Genomic DNA, 25,011 nt, shown 5'->3' on the forward strand with positions numbered 1-25,011 from the left:
GGATGAAAAAACATCGACTCCTTAGGATAAAGACAATTTTTTAAGTTTAAAAAGAACAAGATAATGATAAAACCCCCATCCAAATTGGAAAGGAGTTTTAGTTTAATCTTTTTTATCTTGATCATTACTATTTTTAGAAAGATGATAATAAATTTGGGCTAAACGTACACCTTGCACGAAATCTCGGGTTGCGAAAAATGCGAGTAAAACGGACAAAAAACCCCAACCATCAATGCCATTAATTTGGACTAAGAAAAAGAAATTAACGGCAAAAAATAAAAAACGGATAATAATAGGTCCTAACAAATTTTTTTGATTCAAAAAGTAAACTCCTAACTTTATTACTCTGTAATATTCTTACTTATAATAACACAATACGTTTAGATGTTTAAATACTAAAGCCGAATAGAAGAAATAAATAAAGAAAATCAAAATATTTTCACATTTTATTCTGATGAATTTCAAGAGATCCCTCTTGCATAATTCATATTTTTTTCCTATACTAATAGATGTGATTAGCACTTGAAGGTGTCGAGTGCTAATTTTTAAATGAAAGATTATATTTTGGAGGGAAAAGAAATGTTAAAACCATTAGGAAATCGTGTATTACTTGAGCTTGTTGAAGAAGAAACAACAACTCCAAGTGGCATTGTATTACCAGATTCAGCAAAAGAAAAACCTCAATTTGCAATAGTTGTTGCAGTGGGTGCAGGGAAATTATTAGATAGTGGCGAGCGTTCTACTATAGAAGTCAATGTAGGGGACAAAGTTCTTTTTGAAAAATACTCTGGCAGCGAAGTTAAATACGAAGGTACAGAGTATTTAGTTGTTAAAGACACAGACATTATTGCAGTTGCTGAATAATCTATCCAAATAATAACATAAATAGAAAAAATACAATAAGAAAGAGGAGTTAATTAAATATGGCTAAAGAGATTAAACATTCTGCTGATGCACGTCAAGCAATGGTAGATGGAGTAAATAAATTAGCAGATACAGTAAAAGTTACTTTAGGACCAAAAGGCCGTAACGTTTTATTAGATCGCTCATACGGCGCACCTCAAATTACAAATGATGGGGTAACCATCGCTCAAGAAATCGAATTAGAAGATAAGTTTGAAAATATGGGTGCACAACTAGTCGTTGAAGTGGCAAGCAAAACAAATGATATTGCTGGTGACGGTACAACAACAGCTACCGTTTTAGCTCAATCTATTGTAGAAGAAGGAATGAAAAACGTTGTTGCAGGTGCAAACCCTGTGGGCATTCGTCGTGGAATCGAAAAAGCAACGGATAAAGCAGTTGAAGCTTTGAAAGAAATTTCTACAAAAGTAGATAGTAGCGAATCAATTGAACAAATTGCTGCTATTTCTTCTGGAGACTCTGAAGTTGGAGCAATCATTGCTGATGCTATGGATCGCGTAGGTAGTGATGGAGTTATTACAATTGAAGAATCTCAAAGTATCGAAACAACTTTAGATGTTGTTGAAGGTATGCAGTTTGATCGTGGTTATTTATCTCAATACATGGTCACAGACAATGAGAAAATGGAAGCTGATTTAGAAAATCCTTACATTTTAATTACAGACCAAAAAATTTCTAATGTACAAGATATCGTTCCTTTATTAGAAAGCATTATGCAACAAAACCGTCCATTATTAGTTATTGCGGATGATGTAGATGGGGAAGCTTTACCAACACTTGTTTTAAATAAAATCCGTGGAACATTAGATGTTACAGCAGTTAAAGCTCCAGGATTTGGTGATCGTCGTAAAGGAATCCTTGAAGATATTGCAATCTTAACTGGTGCAACAGTGATTACTGAAGATCTAGGTTTAGACTTAAAAGATACAACTATTGATCAATTAGGTTCAGCAAGCCGAGTAACTGTTACAAAAGATGATACAGTTATTGTTGAAGGTGCTGGCGAAAAAGAAATGATTGAACAACGCGTTGCTTTATTACGTGCACAAGTAGAAGAAACATCTTCAAGCTTTGATAAAGAAAAATTACAAGAACGTATTGCAAAATTAGCTGGTGGAGTTGCTGTTGTTGCAGTTGGAGCTGCTACAGAAACAGAAATTAAAGAACGCAAATTACGTATTGAAGATGCGTTGAACGCTTCACGTGCTGCCGTTGAAGAAGGAATTATTTCAGGTGGAGGAACTGCTTACATCAATATTTTAGCAAAAGTTGCTGAAATTGATGTCGAAGGTGATGAAAAAACAGGAGTAAATATTATTCTTCGTGCGTTAGAAGAACCTGTTCGTCAAATCGCTAAAAACGCTGGAGTAGACGGAAGTGTTGTTATTGAACGCTTGAAAAACAGCGAAAAAGGAATTGGATTTAATGCGATGACTGGTGAGCTTGTAGATATGATTGATGCAGGAATTATCGATCCTACAAAAGTTACTCGTTCAGCATTACAAAATGCAGCATCAGTATCTGCTTTACTATTAACAACTGAAGCAGCAGTTGCTACAATTCCAGAACCTGAAGCACCTGCAGCTGATCCAACAGGTGGTATGGGCGGAATGGGTGGAATGTATTAATTTCCCCTTCAAAACAAAAGATTAAATAATGAAAGGACTTGCGAGAGCAAGTCCTTTTTTCGTGAAAAATAATAGAGATTTAGGAAGCTTCCTTTAAATCAGAAATACGAGACATTTTCTCAATAAATGTCCAGTAAATCAGAAATACGAGACATTTTCTCAATAAATGTCCAGTAAATCAGAAATACGAGACATTTTCTCGAAAAATGTCCAGTAAATAAAAAATACGAGACATTTTTTAAGAAAATGTCCAGTAAATAGTTTTTTCTCGCTAAATAACGTAATTTTATATAAAAAATGGACCATCTTTTATAACAGGGCTTTCTCCGTACACAATCTACCAGATTTGAATCAAAAGCTTTGCTTCATCGCGTTTAATTCTTCTCTTAGATATTGATACATTGTTTCTTCAAATTTTTCGTCCGTGAGAGTAGGGGATAGGTGCGTGTGGTTTTCGCCTTTGTCTATTAAATCTTCCGCAGCCTTTAAATCCTGGTCATAGTGTGAGGCCTTTGCTGCATAAATTAAGAGATATTGACTTTGTTTTATTTTTTGAATTTTTTGCTTTCATTTTTGTCCTTTCATCCTCCTTTAATGAAAAATGAAACCCAAATTTCAACTTGGGCTTCATTTTATTTTTAATTTTGAATTATTGATAAATTCTTTCTACGCGATTTCCAATACGACACAATAAATCGTATTGCGAAGCCTTTGCTTTTTTTGCGACCTCTGTCATTAATAAATGACCATCTTTAGGATCACCAAAGTAAGTGACGGTGTCACCGACAGCTAAGTCATCAACTTCTGAACAATCTAACATTAACTGGTCCATACAAACTTCACCTATAATAGGTAAGGAATGGTCTTTATAGGTAAAAGAACCTTCATTAGATAGAGATTTAGCGACGCCATCCGCATATCCAATGGCTACCGTAGCGATACGCATAGGTTTTTCTGAGAAGAAAGTACGGCTGTAGCCGACACTTTGTCCCGCTGGAAAGTTTTTTACATGAGTGACGATACCCTGAACGGTTTCAATCGGTTCTAAAGTGGCTTTGCCTTCAGCACTCAAAGTAGGATCTAATCCATATAAACCCAAGCCAACTCGCACCATATCTAAATGATACTCTGGGAAATTTAAGGTAGCTGCGGTGTTACAACTATGACGAAGATCAAAGGAAATTTGTTGCTCAGAAAAAGCGTCCAAAATGGCTTTAAAACGAGCAAACTGTTCTTGTGTAAAATTATTAGGCTGAATATTTGGCGCATCCGCAAAATGCGTATAAATTCCTTCAATCCATACATATTCTGAAGTTAAGGACTGATAAACATTCAAAGCTTCTTCAAAAGTAGTGATTCCCAAACGAGCCATTCCTGAATCGATTTTTAGATGGACACGGGCCTGATGCTCCAGTTTTTCAGCAACACGAACAATCTCTTCGGCAACCTCTTTCGAAAATACGGTTAGGGTCACATCTTGTTGAATGGCTAATTCAATCTCGCTGGGACGCGTTGGGCTAAAAACTAAAATTGGGGTTTGAATTCCTGCATCACGGAGTTCCAATGCTTCACTAAGTTGCGCAACGCCAAAAAAGTTGGCTGCACCTACTTCTTCCATTTTACGGGCGAGAGGGACGGCACCGTGACCGTAAGCATTTGCTTTAATGACAGCCATAAATTTTGTGTGTTCAGATAACAAAGACTTAAAGGTTTTGATATTATTTAATAATTTATTGGTTTGAATCGTAGCTTTAGATAAAGATACATCAGTAAAATTCATTTATAAAACGCCTTTCACTTAAATAAAGTAATTCCAAAATAAAGATTGTTGCTTTTGTTGTTCTAAAATATCCATGGTTAATACAATGGTTGAGGTAATTGCGCCACCCACTAAAAAGCCCATTAAAATTCTTAAAATCACATACCAAGTATATTCATCAAAATTGGTGACTCTCTTTTTCTCTGGATTTTTATTAACCGAGTTTGTGCCAAAGAAATAAAATAGACCGGCGCCTATTCCTAAGATAGGTAAATATCCTTGGACGAGTGCAGGATAAAAATATCCAGCGATCGCTCCAATAACACCACCGGCAACGCTTAATAATTGGTTTCTTCTTTTGATATCCATTTTCATATCTACTTTATACTCCCTTAATCGATTCAATCGTTTTCTTATGAAAATTATACCATAGAGCATGATAAATTAAATGTATTCGCAAAAATTATTCAATGAATTCAAAAGAATGTTCCTTTGATTTCTATACTTTACGCGATAAAACCGTTAGAATAACAGATGATAAACTTTATAATAAATTCAGAGTTATAATGAAGGTAGAAATGAAGCAGGAGGAAACACATGCAACCACATATCTATGAAAAACAACTGAAAATTCCCCATTATTTAGGTGATCGTTATCGAAGAATCACGTTACCGCATTTAATGAATGTGCTGATTGAAGTTTCAGGGGAACAGACGGAAGAGATTGGCGCACTTTCAGTTAGAGAACATGGGCTGAGTTGGGTAATTATTCAATATGATCTAGAGATTCATCGGATACCCAAAACGGATGAAATGATTAAAGTAAAAACCTTTGCTCGAGAGTATAACCGAATTTTTTCTTATCGTGAATTTGAGGTTTATGATGAAAATGATCAACTTATTGTTTATGTCATGACGGTATTTGCTTTAATAAATACGAATCGAAAATTATCGAAAATCTCACCTGAAATTGTTGAAGGCTATGGGTCTACAGAAAATCGTCGAATTAAGCGGATGCCTAAACCAGAAGTTCCAAAAAATATAGAAACCGCCCAACACCGAAAAATTCAAGTAGGCTATTTTGATATTGATACAAATTTCCATGCGAATAATTCAACGTACTTTATATGGATGTTAGAGGCTTTGAGTGATGACTTTTTAGCCACTCATGAACCGATACACGGTAATATTGTTTTTGAAAAAGAAGTACATATTGGTGAGGAAGTAGACTCCTATACAGAACTAGCTACCAATGAAGAAGGACAGCTAATTTCTCGTCACCAAATCCAAGTCAATGACACCGTAAAGTGTACGGGTACTTTTACATGGAAAGAAAGCTAAACAGTTGACCAACTTACAAGATGAAAATTTACAGCATATAAAAAAGTCTTTAGGATTTCCTCCTAAAGGCTTTTTTTGCTTGCGACGAAAACAAATTTAATTAAAAAATGGATTCGTAGTCATTTCATGGGCGAGGGTTGAACTTTCTCCGTGCCCAGGATAGATTGTAAAGGAACTGGGGAGCGTGAATAATTTTTGGCGGATATTGGGAATGAGTTCTTTGGGTTCACTTCCCGGAAAATCTGTCCGACCGACACTTCCAGCGAATAGAGCATCCCCGGTGATGACAAATTCATCGTCCTCGAAAATAAAAGAAACGCCTCCAGGAGAATGGCCAGGAGTTGCGACAACTTTAAAGGTGAAATGGGCGATTTCTATCACTTCTTCTGGTTTAAATAAATATTCAGCTGGTCGAGCAGTAACCGATTCTCCTAACATCGCGGATAAATTTTTATTTGGATTGCTTAACCATTCCTCTTCTTCAGCTGCCAAATAGACTGGAACCTCATAGCGATCGCGCAGGGTATCGACTGCTCCAATATGGTCATAATGCGCATGAGTCAATAAAATAGCCACAGGTTTAACCTTCAACTCTTCGATGCGACTGATCAGAGTTGTCGGCTCGGCTCCTGGATCCACAACCAAGGCTTCATGATTTTCTGGATTGGAAATAATATAACAATTGGACTGAGCAGGTCCCACAGTCAAAGCATTCACTTGTAACATAGCGTTCTTCCTTTCTTGTTTTGCTCTCTTTTCTCTTCGAAAATGACTTTAATTGTTTAAGTAATTTATTCTACCTTTTATTATAGCGAGTTTAGCTTTGAAATGAAACAATACTCATTTCCTAAAAAAATTGGTATACTAGACCGAGAAGCATCGAGAAATTAGAATAGAGAAATAAATAGTTAAATAAGGAGAGTCTTATGATTACGATAGTGACAAATAATGAAGAAGAAACGATAAAGTTTGCTAAAAAGCTAACGACATATTTAAAACCAGGAATGACCCTCTTGCTTGAGGGCGATTTGGGGGCTGGGAAAACAACCTTTACGAAAGGAATAGGTGAAGGACTAGATGTTGGCCGTATTATTAAGAGTCCTACCTATACAATTGTTCGTGAATATCCTAATGGAAAAATTCCTTTATACCATGTGGATTTATACCGTTTGACAGAAAATGAAGTTCCAGATTTAGGATTAGATGAATATTTTGAAGGGGACGGCATTTCGGTGGTGGAGTGGCCTTCTGTAGCCCCAGAAGATCTTCCAAACAATCATTTAGAAATTGAGCTTAAACGAGAGGATGAAAATCCAGAGAAACGTGTGATAACTCTTGAAGCCGTAGGGAAAGAATATGAAGAGGTACTTGAACATTTTCAAAATGATTAAATAAGGAGTCTTATTGACTTGCATTTAAGGTATTCTTTCTATTATAATACGGGCAACTGAATATTCATAAGGGAGTAACTGGAGGGGGAACCCTCGTCAGTATCAACAACGATAAGTAACTAATTAAATTAGTTTACTGGTACTGCACTTAAATGGTGAGACTTATGCCCCCGGTTTTTTAAACTGGGCTGTGCATAAGTCTCTTTTTTAATAGTTTTCTCTAAAAAAATACCAAAAAAGGAATATAAGGAGGAAAATTAAAAATGAATGAAATGGATTCTTATCGGCAGTCAAGTGATGAGGTCATTGAAAAATTAGGTTCGAACGCCAAAACAGGACTAAGCTCAGACGAGGCAGCCAAACGCTTAGAAAAATATGGACCCAACGAAATTCAAAAAGGGGAGCATACTTCGCTTTTACAGAAATTCATTGCACAATTTAAGGACTTTATGATCATTGTCTTGTTGGTTGCAGCGATTGTGTCTTGGCTGGTAAGTGGTGATCTTGCCGATGCGGTTGTTATTTTAATTGTTGTTTTCTTAAATGCGATTATGGGTGTTTTCCAAGAAAGTAAAGCCGAAGAAGCGATTGATGCTTTACAAAGTATGGCTTCACCAGAAGCACATGTTCGACGGAATGGAAAAACAGAAGTGATGAAAAGTACAGAAATTGTACCAGGGGATATTGTTTTATTAGAAGCTGGAGATGTCGTTCCAGCAGACATGCGCCTCATTGAAGAAAACTCATTACAAGTTGAAGAGGCTGCTTTAACCGGTGAATCAGTTCCTACTGAAAAGGATGCGACACCTCTCGATGAAGAAGCTCAAATCGCCGACCGAACAAATATGGTTTATTCAAGTACAAATGTCACTTACGGACGTGGGTTAGGTATTGTTACAAGTACTGCTATGGATACAGAAGTAGGACATATTGCTTCCATGCTTGAGACGACAGAAGCTAAAAAGACCCCCTTACAAGAGGATCAAGAAGATCTAGGAAAAGCTTTAACTTATATGATTATAGGAATTGCTATCCTAACCTTCTTTGTCGGAACCATCTTCCAAAATATTCCATGGGATCAAATGTTGCTAGTCGCTGTTTCCTTAGCGGTAGCCGCCATTCCAGAAGGCTTACCAGCGATTACTACAATTATTTTATCGATTGGTACGCAAAATATGGCGAATAGAAATGCTTTAGTTCGTTCATTGCCCGCTGTTGAAACCTTAGGAAGTACTCAAGTAATCGGTTCAGATAAAACAGGGACCCTAACCTTGAATCAAATGACTATCGAAAAAGTTTATTATGATGGAGCGATTCATGACGATGATGAAGAAATAGATTTGACACATCCTCTAGTAAAATCAGTGACCTTTGCCAATGATACAGATACAGATAATGAAGGAAATTTAGTGGGAGATCCGACAGAAGTCGCTATGGTTCGCTATGCTTTAGATAAAGGCTTTTATTTAGAAGAAGAACTAAATAAAACACCTCGTATTGGTGAAGTTCCTTTTGATTCGGATCGTAAACTGATGTCTACCATTCACCAATTAGAGGATGGACGATATCTAGTGACAGTTAAGGGAGCACCCGATCAATTAATTGATCGAACGACCCAAATTTTTGAAAAAGGGGACGTTCGTGAATTAACAGATGCAGATAAAACCCATATTTTAGATTCAAATAAAGAATTAGCCCAACAAGCTTTACGAGTTTTAGGTGGAGCTTACAAAATCATTGAAGAAGTACCATCTGAATTAAATACAGATACAATCGAAAAAGATTTAATCTTTACTGGTTTAGTAGCAATGATCGATCCGGAACGCGAAGAAGCTCGTGGATCTATTGAGAAAGCGCGTCGTGCAGGAATTCGTACCATTATGATTACAGGAGACCATGCAATTACTGCTCAAGCGATTGCCGAACGATTAACGATTCTGGATGAAGCGGATGAAAATAATCAAAATCATGTCATCACCGGGGCAGAACTTTCTGAGATGAGTGATGAAGAACTTGCTCATAATATTGAAAATTATTCCGTGTATGCGCGCGTTTCTCCTGAGCATAAAGTAAGAATTATTCGTGCATGGCAAAGTAAAAATAAAGTCATTTCCATGACGGGAGACGGTGTCAACGATGCGCCTTCCTTGAAACAAGCTAACATTGGTGTAGGTATGGGAATTACCGGTACAGAAGTTTCTAAAGGAGCTTCCGACATGGTTTTAGCAGATGATAATTTTGCGACCATTGTTAAAGCGGTCGAAGAAGGACGTAAAGTTTTTACAAATATCCAAAAAGCCGTCCAGTATCTCCTATCTGCAAACTTAGGTGAAGTCCTCACTTTATTTATAGCGACTTTACTTGGCTGGCAAATTTTAGAACCGATTCATATTTTGTGGATTAACTTAGTTACCGATGTTTTCCCAGCGATTGCTTTAGGAATGGAAGAAGCAGAGAAAGATAGTATGGATTATGAACCACGATCCCCTGAATCTAGCTTTTTATCCAATGGTGTCCTTCCAAGTATTATTTATCAAGGAATTCTTGAAGGAGCAGTTACTTTATTTGTTTATTGGTTTGGTCGTTATCAGTATGCACCAACCCTTGGACCAGGAGTAGATGCGATTAACTTGGCTGAAACGATGGCCTTTGCCACATTGGGTACTATTCAGCTATTCCATGCTTTTAATGTGAAACATGTTTTTGATTCACTATTTAGTACTAAACCCTTTAACAATAAATATTTAAACGGTGCTTCCCTACTTTCAGCCGCTTTATTATATGGTGTAATCTTAATTCCAGGAATTAACAACTTCTTTGATGTTACTTTGCCAACGACTGAAGGTTGGTTAATTATTATTGGAGCTTCCGTAAGTATTATTGTTTTTGTAGAGATTATTAAATGGATTTTCCGTAAAACTGGATTTGCTGATAAATACAAGAAAAAAGCTATTAAACTTTAAGAGTTTACTTTATAATAATAACAAGAGGAGAGTGGTTTAGTGTTAAAAGCTAAGCCGCTTTTCCATACTTAAAGAAGTCTAAAAAAACAAATTGAAATTTTATCTTTTTAAAGGGATGCCCTTTTAAAAAACGTTGTTATAAAATAGTTCCGTAAGCTGTGAATAAAGAACAGTGAGAAAGATAGAAATTCGCAAGAAGCGAATGTTCTGAAAGAATAAGGAGAGAGAGTTGAATTATGGATTCTTCCGGGAGTTCCCTATACACAGAGTTATTCATCATTATTGTATTAACTTTTATCAATGCATTTTTTGCGGCCGCTGAGATTGCTTATGTCTCAATTAACAAAAACAAGGTGAATCAATTAGCAGCAGAAGGTGACAAAAAAGCGATTCGAGTATTGAAATTATTGGACGATGCAGATGATTTTCTAGCAACCATTCAAGTAGCCATCACATTTGCTGGTTTTCTATCGAGTGCGCAAGCCGCTACAAGTTTTGCTATAGTGTTTGCTGAATATTTGCCTAATTTCCCAGGAACAGAAACCCTAGCTAAATTAGTCGTTACTTTGATTTTATCTTATTTTACCTTGGTTTTAGGGGAGTTATTTCCAAAACAAATTGCTCTTCAAATGCCAGAAACGATTGCCATGAGCACAAGTGGTATTGTATCTGTTGCTCAAAAATTATTCCGACCTTTTATTTGGTTATTATCGGTCTCAACGGATTTATTGCAAAAAATCACACCCATTGATTTCACTGAAAAAGAAGAAAAATTCACTCGTGAAGAAATGCGGGTCATTTTGGAACAGAGTCGGGAAAGTGATAGTTTTGACACGGATGAGTTGGATATGATGGAAGGAGTTCTCTCATTAGATACGAAGATTGCTCGTGAGGTCATGGTTCCAAGAACCGATACTATTATGATTGATATTGATGACCCTTATGAAGAGAATTTAAACATTATTATTGATAGCCCCTATTCACGAATTCCCATCTATAAAAATGAAAAAGATAATGTGATTGGGATTTTACACATGAAGACTCTTTTAAAAGAAGCTAGTGCCCGTGGCTTTTCGGAGATTGATTTACAAGAAATCTCGCATCGCCCGATGTTAGTTCCGTCAACCATTTATACCGATGATTTATTAATCGAATTTCAACGAGAACAACAGCATATGGCAATTTTAATTGATGAATATGGTGGAGTTGAAGGAATCGTAACGATGGAAGATTTACTCGAAGAAATTGTGGGTGAAATTGATGACGAATCTGATGTAACCACCATGGGCGATATTCGAATTATTGATGATTTTAATTATTATCTAAATGGTGGCTTGCTTATTGAAGACTTTAATGACTATTTCGATGAAGATATTGAAGCTGATGATGTGGATACTATCGCTGGCTTTATTATTCATGAGATTGGCTATGTACCCGATACGGAAGAGCGAGTTTCCCTTCGGATTAATAGCTATGTCCTAACCACCAGCGAGATTTTAAATGGCCGTATTTATGGCGTTCTTTTGAATATTGATGAAGAGCGAATGATTGAGGTCGACTATGTAGCGGCAGATGATTCTGGTGACAGAATATTAGTTGAAGATAAAAATAATGATGGAACAGACGAATAACTGAAGAACACTTACTTGAATAAAAAACAAGCAAGTATTTTTTATTTGTAGACTCATTATGTTCGAAGTGTTGACGTTTACACTAGAGAATTCACTACATTTCTTTTTGTGTTCATGTTATTATTAAGACGCTTAATTTATCAGACTCGAGATCGGCTTAAACGCGAAAGGATAGAATCTAGTGAATTATACTAATTTAATTAAACAATTTCCAAATTTAATCATAAAAGAAAATGAACCACTTTCAAATTATTCTTATACAAAAACAGGTGGACCAGCAGATATTTTGTTTTTTCCCGCTTCTATTGCGGAAGTAACGGCTGTGATCAATTGGACACGAGAAGAAGGTTATCCACTAACCATTTTAGGAAATGCCAGTAATTTAATTGTGCGCGATGGTGGAATACGAGGAGTTACGGTCATTTTAACGGAACTGAACCAAATTACTGTGGATAAAAATCGTCTAATCGCAGACTCTGGAGCACCAATTATTGAAGTCAGTCAAGCAGCATACGAAGCGGAACTAACAGGGCTTGAATTTGCTTGTGGAATCCCTGGAAGTACTGGGGGAGCTGTTTATATGAATGCGGGGGCTTATGAGGGAGAAGTTAAAGATGTCATTGAAAAAGCAACTATTCTTACCTTAGATGGTGATATTATTGAAGTATCTAATGAAAACTTAGAATTTAGTTATCGCACCAGTAAGCTACAAAGCACCCACGATATTGTTTTAGACGTGACATTTAAATTAAAATCAGGAAATCCTGAAAAAATTAAAGATCGAATGGATGAATTAACCTTCTTAAGGACGTCAAAACAACCTCTAGAATATCCATCTTGTGGCTCTGTATTTAAACGTCCAACTGGGCACTTTACTGGAAAACTTATTCAAGATGCAGGACTTCAAGGGCTAACTTGGGGTGGAGCACAAGTTTCGATAAAACATGCTGGTTTCATTGTGAACATTGATAACGCAACGGCTACAGATTACATTGAACTTATCGAACATATTCAAGAAGTTATTTTAGAAAAATTTGATGTTGAACTTGAAAGAGAAGTGCGTATTATAGGTGAAAGCATCGAAGAAACATCAAGAATCTAAAAGGATAATTAAATATAAAGGCTGACTTTCATTAAAATGAAGGTCGGCTTTTTTGATTGGCTAGTCTTTAATTGAAGATAGTCATTTTACCCTAAGAAGTGAGCAGATTTTTAGGACCCACTCCTGAGGGTAAAGCTGCTATCCTAACAAGTTGGACACATTTTCACGCTCACTTGTAAGGATAGCGGGATTACCCTTACAAGTTGGACTCAATTTTTCACTTACTTGTGAGGGTAGAGCCGTTACCCTCACAAGTCGGACACATTTTCACGCTCACTTGTAAGGATAGAGGAACTACCCTAAGAAGTGGCGTATTTTTTATCCCCAACTCCTGAAGGTAGAGGAGCTACCCTAAGAAGTAGCGTATTTTTTATCACCAACTCCTAAAGATAGAGGAGCTACCCTAAGAAGTAACGTATTTTTTATTACTAACTCCTGAGGGTAGAAGGATTATCTTCAACAGTGAAGGTACTTTTAATGATTATTTGACCAATTAGTGTAAGTGGATCGTCTGTAACAAGCTAATAACAATTTACAAGACTCAAATTAAAATAAAAACATACAAATTCGTGTAAAAAAGGATTGTATTTCACAGAAAAATAAATATAATTAATGAAGCTAAAATGTATATAAATTGAGGTGAAGAAATTGACAGAAGCCATTGTGACCTTTCAAAATGTAGAGAAAAAATATGATGAATCAACTGTATTGAAGGACATATCCTTCCAATTGGAAAGAGGGAAGTTTTATACGTTATTAGGACCATCAGGATGCGGAAAAACAACTATTTTAAATTTGATTGCTGGTTTTACTGAAGCGAGTTCTGGGAATATAACGATTGACCATCAAGAAATTAATAATGTCCCCGCTTATAAAAGACAAGTGAATACCGTATTTCAAGATTATGCTTTATTTCCACACATGAATGTTTTTGATAATGTGGCATTTGGACTCCGCATGAAAAAACGTCCAAAGAAAGAAATTAAAGAAAAAGTAGAAGAAGCCTTAGGAATGGTTCGATTAAAAGAATTCTCTAATCGCTCCATTACAGGGATGTCTGGAGGACAAAAGCAGCGGGTAGCTATTGCGCGAGCCTAAGTAAATGAACCAGAAGTTTTATTACTAGATGAACCACTATCAGCACTAGATTTAAAATTACGAACAGATATGCAATATGAATTAAGTGAACTTCAGAAACGATTAGGGATTACTTTTTTATTTGTTACTCATGACCAAGAAGAAGCTCTTGCCATGAGTGATATGATTTTTGTAATGAAAGATGGAGAAATTGTCCAAAAAGGAAGTCCTATCGATATTTATGATGAACCGCTTAATCGCTATGTAGCTGATTTTGTTGGAGAAAGTAATATTGTTGAAGGTCATATGGTGCAAGATTATCGTGTATCCTTTGCAGGTTATGAACTTGATTGCGTAGATGGGGGAATTCCTTCCAATGAGACCATTGATCTTGTGATTCGCCCAGAAGATTTAAAAATTACTTCACCTGAAACAGGAAAATTCGTTGCAACAGTAGACACGCAATTATTCCGAGGGGTCCATTATGAAATTATTTTGTATGACCAAGTTGGGAATGAGTGGATGGTGCATTCCACGAAAAAAGCGGTTGAAGGTTCAACAGTAGGCCTTGATTTTTCTAGAGAAAGTATCCATGTCATGCGCCGAAAGGAATCAGAAGAAGACTTTTATAAACGTTTAGAAAAATACTCATTTGATCAAACGGAGGGGTAAATATGCGGAAAAATAATTCAGAAGTATCCGTTCAAAAACAAGATACTCTATTAATGTTCCCTTACGTTATGTGGATTGTTTTATTTGTATTGGCTCCAATCTTCCTTTTAGTTTATCAATCCTTGTTAAATGTCGATGGAGCATTTACGTTTGAAAATATCTTGAGATATTTTACATCAGTGACTTATTTAAGTATGACTTTTCAATCTTTTTTGTATGCGGGTTTAATTACGCTTGTCACTCTGATAATCAGTTATCCTGCGGCGTATATTCTGACAAAAACGGAACACAAAGAATTATGGCGCATGTTACTCATTTTACCAACATGGATTAATATTTTGCTTAAAGCATACGCCTTTATTGGGATTTTAAGTCAGTCTGGGATAGTCAATCGTTTTTTAGATTTCATAGGCATAGGTCGCCAACAAATTTTATTTACGAATTTCAGTTTTTTACTAGTGGCGTCTTATATCGAATTGCCTTTTATGATGATGCCGATTATGAATGCAATAAGTGAAATCGACCCGTCGCTCATTCAGGCGAGCCATGATTTAGGAGCGAATACTTGGGCAACAATTAGAAAGGTGATTCTTCCTCTATCCATGAATGGTGTACGTAGTGGGGTGCAAGCGGTCTTTATCCCATCTCTTTCTCTATTTATGTTGACTCGTTTAATTGGCGGAAATCGTGTAATTACACTTGGGACGGCAATTGAACAACATTTCTTAGTCACCCAAAACTGGGGGATGGGTTCAACTATTGGGATCATTTTAATTGTCTTGATGTTTATCGTCATAAAGCTAACGAGTAATAAGAAAGCGAGAAGAGGTGTAAGCAATGACTAATTCTTTAAAATGGTCCAAACTGTATCTCTTTTTTGTCTTCGTATTACTTTACTTACCTATTTTATATTTGGTTTATTTTTCATTTAACGAAGGAGGAACCATGAATGAATTTACGAGTTTTACTCTTGAACATTATTCAAATGTTTTACAAGACCAGCGTTTAATTCAAATTGTCATACACACGCTACTTGTTGCCTTAATTTCGTCAACCGTGGCAACCATAATTGGTACTCTGGGTGCTATTGGTATTCATTTTGTTAAAAGTAGCCAACTCAAAGAAGCTCTCCTTAATGCAAATAATATTTTACTGGTTTCGCCAGATGTTATTATTGGTTCAAGTTTTCTATTACTTTTTACGCTTGTTGGTTATCAACTAGGCTATATGTCCGTTATTTTATCGCATATCGCTTTTAGTATTCCCATTGTGGTCTTGATGGTGTTGCCAAACTTAGAGGAATTAAATCAATCCATGATTAAAGCAGCAGAAGACTTAGGCGCAAATCGTTGGCAAGTACTTAGCCAAGTCATTTTACCAAATATCACAGCTGGAATATTTTCTGGATTTTTCATGGCTTTTACGTATTCCTTAGATGATTTTGCGGTAACTTTTTTTGTGACGGGGAATGGCTTTACAACGTTATCTGTAGAAATTTATTCTCGAGCACGACAAGGAATTAGCCTAGAAATCAACGCTTTAAGTACGTTATTGTTTATCGCATCTTTGTTGTTGGTTTTTGGTTATTACTATATTTCACAATATAGTCGCCAGATGCATAAAAAGAAAAAGGCGGTGACAGGGAAATGAAAAAAGTTGTTCAGCTTATACTAGTCATTCTAGCACTTATATTGTTATTGCTTGGAATGGATCGCTATATGACCCAGTCATCGTCCCATTCTGCTGAAGGAACGCTAACAATTTATAATTGGGGCGACTATATAGATCCAAGTTTGATTACTGCCTTTGAAAAAGAGACCGGCCTTCAAGTTATTTATGAAACGTTTGACTCAAATGAGGCCATGTACACAAAAGTCCAACAAGGCGGAACAGCTTATGATATCGTTATTCCAAGTGAATATATGATTGAGCGGATGATTGATGAAGATTTATTATATAAACTTGATGACTCAAAGATCGAAGGAATGGATCATTTGATTGAAGATTTTCGAGAGTTACCTTTTGATCCAGGTAATCAATATTCTGTTCCTTATTTTTGGGGGACACTAGGGATTATTTATAATGATAAAATGATTGCACCAGACGAGATCACTTCCTGGGAAGATTTATGGAAGCCAGAATATCAAAATAATTTACTGCTGATAGATGGCGCAAGAGAAATTGTTGGATTAACGTTACAAAATTTAGGTTATTCATTAAATTCGAAAAACCCAACAGAATTAAAAGAAGCTAAAGATAAAATGTCCACACTAGCCCCAAATGTAAAAGCGATCGTAGCCGATGAAATCAAAATGTACATGATTCAAGAAGAAGCCCCCATTGCGGTAACTTTTTCGGGAGAAGCCGCCGATATGATGACTGAAAATGAACACTTACATTACGTACTGCCTAAGGAAGGTTCAAATTTATGGTTCGATAATATGGTCATTCCAAAAAACGCCCAAAATCTAGAAGGCGCATATGCCTTTATTTCCTTCATGCTTCGTCCTGAAAATGCGACCTTGAATGCAGAATATATTGGTTACAGCTCACCTAATCAGACCGCGATTGAACACTATTTGGATAAAGAAATTGTTAACGACGAACAGTTCTACCCTCCCTTAGACAACATTAAGAATTTGGAAGTTTATGAGAATTTAGGACAAGAATTTATTGAAGTTTATAATGATTTATTTTTGGAATTTAAAATGAACTAGCAGCAAAAAAGTGGCATCTTGTTTAAAAAAGACAAGATGCCTTTTTCATGGAATCTCTGAGGATAAAACACGGATTAAAGCTCAATTTTTCCAGGGAATTATGCTATACTATGGGAGTATAATTGAGAACGTTTTAATAAGGAGCTGGAAGATTTAATGAATCAAAAACAATTAGTAGGCGAAAAAGCGGCAACTTTTGTTGAAGATGGAATGATTGTTGGACTAGGTACAGGGTCAACGGCTATATTTATGGTTCAAGCCTTGGCTGAACGAGTGAAAAATGAAAATCTTTCCATTGTTTGTGTTTCGACATCAAAAGCCACAGAAGAATTAGCAGTAAGTTTGGGCTTAAATATGAAAGATTTGTCTGAAGTTGATGAAATTGATTTGACCATAGATGGTGCGGATGAAATCTCACCAGACTTTCATGGCATTAAAGGTGGCGGCGGAGCCTTACTTTATGAAAAAATTGTAGCCACGAATTCAAAGAAAAATATTTGGATTGTGGATGATTCAAAATTGGTCGACACATTAGGCAAATTTCCTTTGCCTGTTGAAGTAGTTCCTTTTGGTAGTGAGCATGTATTTAGAAAATTTGTAGAAAAAGGGTATCAACCAGAATATCGAAAAGACGATGCAGATACCAAATTCGTTACAGATTCTGGAAATTTAATTATTGATTTATATTTGAATAAAATCGAAGACCCTAAAACCTTCGCAAATGAACTAAAAAGCGAAGTCGGTGTGGTAGAACATGGCTTATTCATTGATATTGTTGATCAAGTCATTGCTGGAACAGCGACTGGAGAAATTGAAGTGAAGACAAAATAACCGATTGAATAAGGAGGAATGCATGTAATGGTACGTATGGTAGATCTTATTGAAAAAAAACAAGAGCACGAAACATTAACAACCGAAGAAATAAAATGGATGATCGAAGGCTATACAATAGGTGAGATTCCAGACTATCAAATGAGTGCCATGTTGATGGCCATTTATTTTCAAGGAATGGCCAAAGAAGAATTGCGCGATTTAACAGTAGCGATGGTCAAATCAGGGGACGAAATTGATTTATCTGCAATAAAGGGAGTTAAGGTTGATAAACATTCCACAGGTGGAGTCGGAGATACGACAACACTTGTGTTAGCACCTCTTGTTGCCAGCGTTGGTGTTCCCGTTCCGAAAATGAGTGGAAGAGGCTTGGGTCATACCGGAGGAACTCTAGATAAATTAGAATCGATAGAAGGTTTTCATATTGAAATTACTCAAGATGAATTTGTAGATCTCGTCAATAAAAATAAATTAGCCTTGGTCGGGCAATCGGGTAATCTAACCCCTGCCGATAAAAAAATCTATGCTTTACGTGATGTGACAAGCACGGTAGGTTCTATCCCATTAATTGCAAGCTCCATTATGAGTAAAAAAATTGCTTCAGGAGCGGATGCGATTGTCTTAGACGTAAAAGTAGGTACCGGCGCTTTTATGAAAAATATTAAAGAGGCCAAAGAACTTGCTGAAACGATGGTAGAAATTGGAAATTCAGTCGGTCGTGATACGATGGCTGTTATTTCCGATATGAGTCAACCTCTAGGAGAAGCGATAGGGAATGCAATGGAAGTGAAAGAAGCCATTAACACCTTGAAAGGCGAAGGCCCAGAAGATTTAACAGAATTATGTTTAGTTTTAGGAAGTCAAATGGCCTACTTAGGTGGTGTGGGTGATAATCTCGACGATGCTCGAGCAAAGCTTGAAGCAAATATTAAAAACGGAAAAGCTCTCGAACAATTTAAGTTATTTATAGAAGCTCAGGGGGGAAATCCTAAAGTTGCTGATCATCCAGATGAGTTATTACCACGAGCAAGCTATCAAGTAGAAGTGACTGCGGACAGAGATGGTATCATTTCCGAAGTAGATGCAGAAGAGCTTGGAGTAGCAGCCATGATTTTAGGAGCTGGACGTGAAACCATCAACAGCAAGTTAGATTTAGCGGCAGGATTAATGTTACATAAAAAAATTGGTGATGAAGTGAAAAAAGGCGACAGTCTTCTGACCATTCATTCCAATAAGAAAGATGTTGATGCATCCGTTAAAATTATTAAAAATAATATTAAAATTAGTGACCATGCAGAGCCAGTAACGTTAATTCATGAGGTTATTCATTAAAATTGTAAAATATTATAAAAATATTCCTCGATGAAAATCTTGAGGAATATTTTTGTGAGAAATAGATTGTTAAGAAATCAAGGAGTGGAAAAATGGAGAAATACTTAGTGTTAGATATTGGTGGGAGTGCGATTAAGTATGGAATTGTTACTGGAGAAGGGGAAATTTTAAGTAATAGCCAAGTAGTAACGCCTCAAACATGGGAAGAAATAGCTAAAATTTTTGATCGATTAGTGACTGAACAACCAGAAAAAATTTCTGGAGTAGCGATTAGCGCACCTGGACGTATTGATGTAGAAGAAGGTGTGATTCACATCGGTCGTGCCCTTCCTTATTTAGATCATATTAATTTCAAAAAATATTTCAAAGAAAAATATAATTTACCTGCTTCTCTTGTAAACGATGGAAAAGCAGCAGGGCAAGCAGAACTTTGGCTAGGAAATTTAAAAGGAGTAAAGAATGCCGCTGCCATTGCTTTAGGTACAGGTATTGGTGGGTCAATGATTGTAGACGGAAAAGTAATACAAGGTAGAAATTTCATGGCGGGAGAGTTTAGCTATGTCCTCCCAACAGAGGAGCCGCTTATGCATAATTTAGCTTATACGAATTCAGCAGTAAAATTAGTTGCAGAACTCGCGGATGTTATCGGGCTAGAAGACAAAACCGATGGGCAAGGGGTATTTGAAGTCATTAATTCACGTGAAAATGAAGAAGTGAATAAAATATTTGCGGCATATTGTAAACGACTTGCCATTTTCATGTGTAATTTACAAGCAACATTAGATATTTCACATGTGGTCATTGGTGGAGGAATTAGTAATCAACCCATTTTAATCGAAGAGCTAAATCATCAATACAACCTCATCCGTGAAAATATTCCTCGTTTTAGAAATGACTTTGAACCTCTATCTATCGATTCTTGTAAATTCTCAAGTAATGCCAACTTATTAGGTGCCTTGTATCAATTGTTACTAGAACAAGATAAAATTTAATGGAATTTTTAGAATCTGACAGAAAGTTGCCAGGTTTTTTGATAGTATAATGCTTAAATATTTAATTGAGAGGAAAATAGAGGAGAATAAGCTAAAATTATGGAGCTTGACCGCCAACCCTCTCGTTCACGTTCAAGGTCAGCAAGTCCGCCCGCCAACCTTCTTGTCGACGTTCAAGCGCAGCGAGCTTGACCGCGAGCAACTTATTTGAAGTCCGAGCACCCTCGATATAGAAAAAATGAGTGAACGTCGTCATAAAACACTAAAAATCATTCAAAAGATGAAAATTTCTGCTGAAATTTTCTACATCATCTCAAAAGAAAAAAGTAGGATAAAAATCCTACTTTTACTACTTCTACTACTTCTACTACTTCTTATATAAATAATAAATTACTATATTGATCGATTTGCATACTTTTGTAAATTGATTCTTCGTAATTCTCCCCAATGAGCGGTTTCTCCAGAAATAATGACATCCGTATTTGTTAATTCTGGCACAGTTTTAGTACCAAGCAAAGTCATCGTGCGTTCTAATTCAAGTTTCCATTCATATACACGATCAATTGCAGTGTCAATATCCGTTAAAATCATATGCATAAATTCACTAGAAATTCCGACAAGGGAAGCGCCTAGTGCTAATGATTTAATGATATCTTGAGCCGTTCGAATACCACCTGAAGATATAATATGGCTGTCTTTTTGAACCTCCATTGCTTCTAATAAAGAAACAGTGGTCGTTTGTCCCCAAGATTCTAAACCATCAAGTTTTTTCTCTCTGCGGCGGAAATTTTCGATTTGTGCAAAATTCGTACCGCCTTTTCCACTGATGTCGATATATTTTACTCCGATGTTTTGAAGGAGAGTGACTGTTTCCCGGCTCATTCCAAAACCAACTTCTTTAACAATTAATGGCACATCAATATTTCCTAAAATGTCTTGAATATTTGTAATCCATTGGTCAAATTCGCGATCTCCTTCAGGCATGACTACTTCTTGTGGAGCGTTAACGTGAATCTGTAGGGCATCTGCATCAATTAAATCAATTGCTTTTTTCGCATTTTCAGGGCCGTGGCCAGCCCCAAGATTAGCAAAGACTAAACCATTTGGATTTTCCTCGCGCACAATTTTATAAGAATTGGCAAATTCGGGATGTTTTAAACCAGCACTGATTGATCCAGTGGCCATAGCAAGTCCAGTTTCTCGCGCAACGATTGCTAGTTTTTGATTCAGCTTTCCTGTCCAATCGCTACCACCCGTCATAGCATTGATAAAGAAAGGAGCACTAAATTCCATTTCTCCTAAGGAAACAGATAAATCAATATCTGCAACGTTAATTCCTGGGAAAGAGTGATGAACAAAATGGATATCTTTAAAAGATGAATCTCCATCTTTATAAAAATTTTCTGAAAGTGAAACATGTTCATTTTTACGATTTGTTTGCTTAGGCATCAATATCCTCCATTAATTTATACTTTCTTTATCATAAATTGAGAGTGGTAAATTTGTGATTCCAATATTTTTCCAAGCTTCAATAATTTGAAGGGCAGTCTTATGATCAAATACAAATGCAATTCCTGAGTCGCCGCCGCCAGCTCCAGATGTTTTCGCAATACCACCATATGTTTTTGCGATATCACATAGCTTTGTCAATTGTGGAGTTTCAATGAGTACATTTGTCTGCTGTCCCATTTTCAATAGGGCTTGCCGATTTCTCTCAACAGCTTCTTTTATCTTTTGAGAATCATTCGTTTTTAATGCTTCAAGTAAAAGATCTACATTGACTTTACTTTCATTTAAAAAATGTTGATACTGTTTTTCGCTTTGTTGCTTTCTTTTTTGTACATTGCCAACTAAATCATTACTTGAAGCAGGGGAGCCTGTCCAACCAATTAACAAGTGCACATCACTTGCGACATTTAATCGTTGAATATCTAAAGAAGGCCAGGTCGTTTCAGCAATTTCTTTCACAGTCATTTCGCGAAGCATGGCTAAAACAGTGGGGCGATCAAAGCTTGTGTATTTGATCCAACCTGTATAAGTAATTGCAGCTAAATCGCCAAAAGAACTATTAACACTTAAGTGTAATTGTGCTAAAACGCTCAACTTATATACAAGTAAATCATGTGCTTCTATTTCATAAAATCGAAGAAGTCCTCTGACAATCGCTACTGTTACCGCACCGGAAGATCCTAAACCAAATTTTTGGCCCGATTGACTATCTAACTCACTGTTTACTTCAATATGATAAAAGCGTAAAGGAATTTCAAGCTCCTGTACGTAATCTTCAACTGTATGTATGGCAGCTAAAATATATTTCATAGCTGACGAGGGGTGTTCCAATTGAACTTTATCATTCACTCGGTTCCACCATAGGGGTTGAGCCGTAAAGTCTTTAGAGAAGATGCTCCCACGTTTTTCTATACATTCAAATATTTTTAAATGAAGGAATAAATCAACCGTAGTCACAATGGCTGAATAACCAGGCTCAACAACAGCATATTCACCAGCAACATATAATTTTCCAGGAACTTTTACTTGAATATTTTTCACGCTAAATTCTCCTAATCCAAACCTCAATCTTCTAATATTTGAATACCGGGTCCAGGTTTTGCAATAACTAGTTGCTCTTTACGAAACGTTTCTAGCAATGCCTGATATAACTCATCCATTTGAGAAGCTTTACCAATCAATTTCACGTTTGGCCCCGCATCCATCGTTAAGTATACAGAATAACCTTGATTGCGAAATTCCTCAACCTTTCGCATAGCCACAATACTCTCCGGTGACCAATAATTAAAGGGGGGATTTGCACTCAAATTCAGCGCATGCATCTTCAATGCACTTCGCTCAGCAATTTCACCAACTTCCACAATATCTTGTTTCTTAATCGCCGATTTAATGGCCGCCAAATCCTCCGTTGCCGAAGAAATCCACCCCTCATAATAAGGAGAGGTCTCAACGACTCGACGCATTCCTTCCGTGCTCGATACATCTTTTTTTCCGTCGTCGACAATGATGAAGAGCATGCCAATATCCCAATCCGCTTTATCAATAGGGATAGCGACAGAATTAGAGTCCGAAGTTCCTTTTTCCCACTCAGCAAAGCCACCGTAGATACTCCGTGAAGCTGACCCAGATCCGCGGCGAGCCAATCGAGAAAGCTCTTCTTTTGATAAATCCAAACCAGCTGCTAAACTTGCAGCACCTGCTAGAGCAGCTAAGCCTGAAGCCGAAGAAGCAAGTCCAGCTGCTGTAGGCACGTGATTTTTAGAGTCAATTCTTGCAAAATCATGAATATCAGCTTCCTCACGCACTAAATCTAAAATCACTTGCGCTTTGTTTAAAGCTTTTTCATCTTGTTCCTCACCATCAATAAACAAAATATCTTTATTTAAATCCTCATCAAAGCTCACTTGTGTATCGGTATAAAAAGCATCTAAGGTAAGAGATAAGGAATTATTTTTAGGAAGAATAAGTTCTTCATTTTCCTTTCCCCAATATTTTATAAAAGCAATATTTGTATGGGCACGTACCCATTTTGATTGTTTAATCATACGTTTGCACTCCTAGCGAATGAATCCAGACATCAACAGCCCCAGCATCGAGTAGGGATTTAGCAATATTTTCGGCCGTTTCTGGTAAATCCGCAAGAGCGATCATACAGCCTCCGCGTCCACCACCTGTAAGTTTGGCACCTAAAGCCCCATGACGATTGGCTGTATTTACGAATAAATCAAGAGTTTTATTACTGACCGTAAGTTTTTCTAAACGAAGTTGCGCTTCAGAAAGGATCTTTCCTAAACCTTTCATATCTTTGTCTTCAATCTTTTTTCGTGCTTGGTTCGTTAATTCCCCAAGTTCCGAAATCATTGCTTTCGCACACGTTTTTACATCCGCGACTAATGTCCCTACATCGGTAACGGCTACTCCCGTTTCCCCATATTGTCCCGTATCGGCAACAATCAGGTAACCCGGTAACTCAACTTTGAAAAACTCAGCGCCTTGATTTTTGACAAAATATACCGATTCTTCTGAGCGAACGACTTTTGCATCGAGACCGCTTGGATTTCCATGCGCAACCATTTCAGAAATGGACACAAAATCATTTAATAATTCATCAGTTAATTCCGCATCAAAATAATTAAATAGAGCACGAACTAAAGCCGTAGCTACAGCCGCGCTAGATCCCATTCCACGTTCTGCAGGAATATTGCTAGTAATTTTGATATGCATATTATCTGGCCTTGTTTCAAAATGAAGACAAACGGCTTCTAAAGTTTTTATTAAATTATTTAGCGTTTTTGGTGCGTCGGTTAATTTTCCTGTGTGATAAATACTATCAATAGTACTTTCACCCAAGATGTGTTCAATCGTTACTTTTACATTTGCTGAAGTAAACGGAATAGCAATTGCGGGTTCATTATGCACGACAGCATGTTCACCGATCAAAATTATTTTTCCATGAGCATGCCCAGATGCTGTATTTGATAGAACCTTCATATTTACCTCCTGTTTATTAAAAAAACGAAAAAATATATTTCTCATCTTTATTATTATAGTATAATTACTCTCGTACTTTAACATATTATCATTTGAACCTTAAAAATGTTTTAAGAAATGAAAGAAAATTCGTTTCAAGATACTCATTTTC

Annotated in this window: 21 protein-coding genes and 1 pseudogene; 14 read left to right on the forward strand and 8 right to left on the reverse strand. The window is 36.6% G+C overall.

Annotated elements, in window-relative coordinates; genetic code table 11:
- Positions 1–102: 102 nt before the first annotated feature.
- A complete protein-coding gene (locus tag BUB96_RS06280) occupies positions 103–321 on the reverse strand; it encodes a hypothetical protein (protein WP_073297914.1) in 219 nt (72 codons plus the stop codon).
- Between the two features lie 258 nt (positions 322–579).
- Between BUB96_RS06280 and groES the strand changes: the two genes are divergently transcribed.
- On the forward strand, positions 580–864 hold the full coding sequence (groES, locus tag BUB96_RS06285; protein ID WP_073297916.1) for a co-chaperone GroES: 285 nt from the start codon (positions 580–582) through the stop codon (positions 862–864).
- Positions 865–923: 59 nt separating this feature from the next.
- The gene (gene groL / locus BUB96_RS06290) at positions 924–2,552 is read left to right on the forward strand and encodes a chaperonin GroEL (protein WP_073297918.1); all 1,629 of its coding nucleotides are present in this window, start codon (positions 924–926) and stop codon (positions 2,550–2,552) included.
- 649 nt (positions 2,553–3,201) lie between these two features.
- Here the strand turns inward: groL and alr are convergent.
- A complete protein-coding gene (gene alr / locus BUB96_RS06295; RefSeq protein WP_073297920.1) occupies positions 3,202–4,332 on the reverse strand; it encodes an alanine racemase in 1,131 nt (376 codons plus the stop codon).
- Positions 4,333–4,350: 18 nt separating this feature from the next.
- Positions 4,351–4,686: a hypothetical protein gene (locus tag BUB96_RS06300; RefSeq protein WP_073297923.1), complete on the reverse strand. Its 336-nt coding sequence runs from the start codon at positions 4,684–4,686 to the stop codon at positions 4,351–4,353.
- Positions 4,687–4,908: 222 nt separating this feature from the next.
- Here BUB96_RS06300 and BUB96_RS06305 point away from each other — a divergent pair, with 222 nt between their 5' ends.
- Positions 4,909–5,652: an acyl-[acyl-carrier-protein] thioesterase gene (locus BUB96_RS06305; RefSeq protein WP_073297925.1), complete on the forward strand. Its 744-nt coding sequence runs from the start codon at positions 4,909–4,911 to the stop codon at positions 5,650–5,652.
- A gap of 96 nt (positions 5,653–5,748) precedes the next feature.
- Here the strand turns inward: BUB96_RS06305 and BUB96_RS06310 are convergent, their stop codons facing one another.
- Positions 5,749–6,378: an MBL fold metallo-hydrolase gene (locus BUB96_RS06310; RefSeq protein ID WP_073297928.1), complete on the reverse strand. Its 630-nt coding sequence runs from the start codon at positions 6,376–6,378 to the stop codon at positions 5,749–5,751.
- Between the two features lie 200 nt (positions 6,379–6,578).
- On the opposite strand from BUB96_RS06310, the gene tsaE reads away from it, so the two are divergent.
- The 11 genes and pseudogenes from tsaE to BUB96_RS06365 all read left to right on the forward strand — a co-directional run bounded on the left by tsaE (position 6,579) and on the right by BUB96_RS06365 (position 20,360).
- Positions 6,579–7,043: a tRNA (adenosine(37)-N6)-threonylcarbamoyltransferase complex ATPase subunit type 1 TsaE gene (gene tsaE, locus BUB96_RS06315; protein WP_143274290.1), complete on the forward strand. Its 465-nt coding sequence runs from the start codon at positions 6,579–6,581 to the stop codon at positions 7,041–7,043.
- Between the two features lie 263 nt (positions 7,044–7,306).
- Positions 7,307–10,006, forward strand: a complete 2,700-nt coding sequence (locus BUB96_RS06320; RefSeq protein ID WP_073297930.1) for a cation-translocating P-type ATPase — start codon at positions 7,307–7,309, stop codon at positions 10,004–10,006.
- Positions 10,007–10,242: 236 nt separating this feature from the next.
- A complete protein-coding gene (locus tag BUB96_RS06325; protein WP_073297933.1) occupies positions 10,243–11,637 on the forward strand; it encodes a hemolysin family protein in 1,395 nt (464 codons plus the stop codon).
- 181 nt (positions 11,638–11,818) lie between these two features.
- The gene (gene murB / locus BUB96_RS06330) at positions 11,819–12,739 is read left to right on the forward strand and encodes a UDP-N-acetylmuramate dehydrogenase (RefSeq protein ID WP_073297935.1); all 921 of its coding nucleotides are present in this window, start codon (positions 11,819–11,821) and stop codon (positions 12,737–12,739) included.
- A gap of 648 nt (positions 12,740–13,387) precedes the next feature.
- Positions 13,388–14,488, forward strand: a pseudogene (locus tag BUB96_RS06335) (ABC transporter ATP-binding protein).
- Between the two features lie 2 nt (positions 14,489–14,490).
- The gene (locus BUB96_RS06340) at positions 14,491–15,333 is read left to right on the forward strand and encodes an ABC transporter permease (protein ID WP_073297938.1); all 843 of its coding nucleotides are present in this window, start codon (positions 14,491–14,493) and stop codon (positions 15,331–15,333) included.
- Positions 15,326–16,138, forward strand: coding sequence for an ABC transporter permease (locus BUB96_RS06345; RefSeq protein ID WP_073297940.1), 813 nt, complete (start codon positions 15,326–15,328; stop codon positions 16,136–16,138). Before BUB96_RS06340 ends, BUB96_RS06345 begins: the two co-directional genes overlap by 8 nt.
- On the forward strand, positions 16,135–17,205 hold the full coding sequence (locus BUB96_RS06350) for an ABC transporter substrate-binding protein (protein WP_073297942.1): 1,071 nt from the start codon (positions 16,135–16,137) through the stop codon (positions 17,203–17,205). The genes BUB96_RS06345 and BUB96_RS06350 overlap by 4 nt, the downstream gene beginning before the upstream one ends.
- Before the next feature lie 156 nt (positions 17,206–17,361).
- Positions 17,362–18,036: a ribose-5-phosphate isomerase RpiA gene (gene rpiA, locus BUB96_RS06355; protein ID WP_073297944.1), complete on the forward strand. Its 675-nt coding sequence runs from the start codon at positions 17,362–17,364 to the stop codon at positions 18,034–18,036.
- Between the two features lie 27 nt (positions 18,037–18,063).
- Positions 18,064–19,368, forward strand: coding sequence for a pyrimidine-nucleoside phosphorylase (locus tag BUB96_RS06360; RefSeq protein WP_073297946.1), 1,305 nt, complete (start codon positions 18,064–18,066; stop codon positions 19,366–19,368).
- A 92-nt stretch (positions 19,369–19,460) separates the two neighbouring features.
- The gene (locus BUB96_RS06365; RefSeq protein ID WP_073297949.1) at positions 19,461–20,360 is read left to right on the forward strand and encodes an ROK family protein; all 900 of its coding nucleotides are present in this window, start codon (positions 19,461–19,463) and stop codon (positions 20,358–20,360) included.
- 393 nt (positions 20,361–20,753) lie between these two features.
- On the opposite strand, the gene fni is transcribed toward BUB96_RS06365, so the two are convergent.
- From fni to mvk, 4 genes are read right to left on the reverse strand one after another with little or no spacing between them, the layout of a single operon-like run.
- The gene (fni, locus tag BUB96_RS06370) at positions 20,754–21,809 is read right to left on the reverse strand and encodes a type 2 isopentenyl-diphosphate Delta-isomerase (protein ID WP_073297951.1); all 1,056 of its coding nucleotides are present in this window, start codon (positions 21,807–21,809) and stop codon (positions 20,754–20,756) included.
- 12 nt (positions 21,810–21,821) lie between these two features.
- Positions 21,822–22,910: a phosphomevalonate kinase gene (locus tag BUB96_RS06375; protein WP_159431728.1), complete on the reverse strand. Its 1,089-nt coding sequence runs from the start codon at positions 22,908–22,910 to the stop codon at positions 21,822–21,824.
- Between the two features lie 23 nt (positions 22,911–22,933).
- A complete protein-coding gene (mvaD, locus tag BUB96_RS06380) occupies positions 22,934–23,914 on the reverse strand; it encodes a diphosphomevalonate decarboxylase (RefSeq protein ID WP_073297953.1) in 981 nt (326 codons plus the stop codon).
- Positions 23,907–24,860: a mevalonate kinase gene (gene mvk, locus BUB96_RS06385; RefSeq protein ID WP_073297955.1), complete on the reverse strand. Its 954-nt coding sequence runs from the start codon at positions 24,858–24,860 to the stop codon at positions 23,907–23,909. Before mvk ends, mvaD begins: the two co-directional genes overlap by 8 nt.
- Positions 24,861–25,011: the final 151 nt, after the last annotated feature.

The sequence above is a fragment of the Atopostipes suicloacalis DSM 15692 genome, assembly GCF_900129085.1.
GTDB classification, from domain to species: Bacteria; Bacillota; Bacilli; order Lactobacillales; family Carnobacteriaceae_A; genus Atopostipes; species Atopostipes suicloacalis.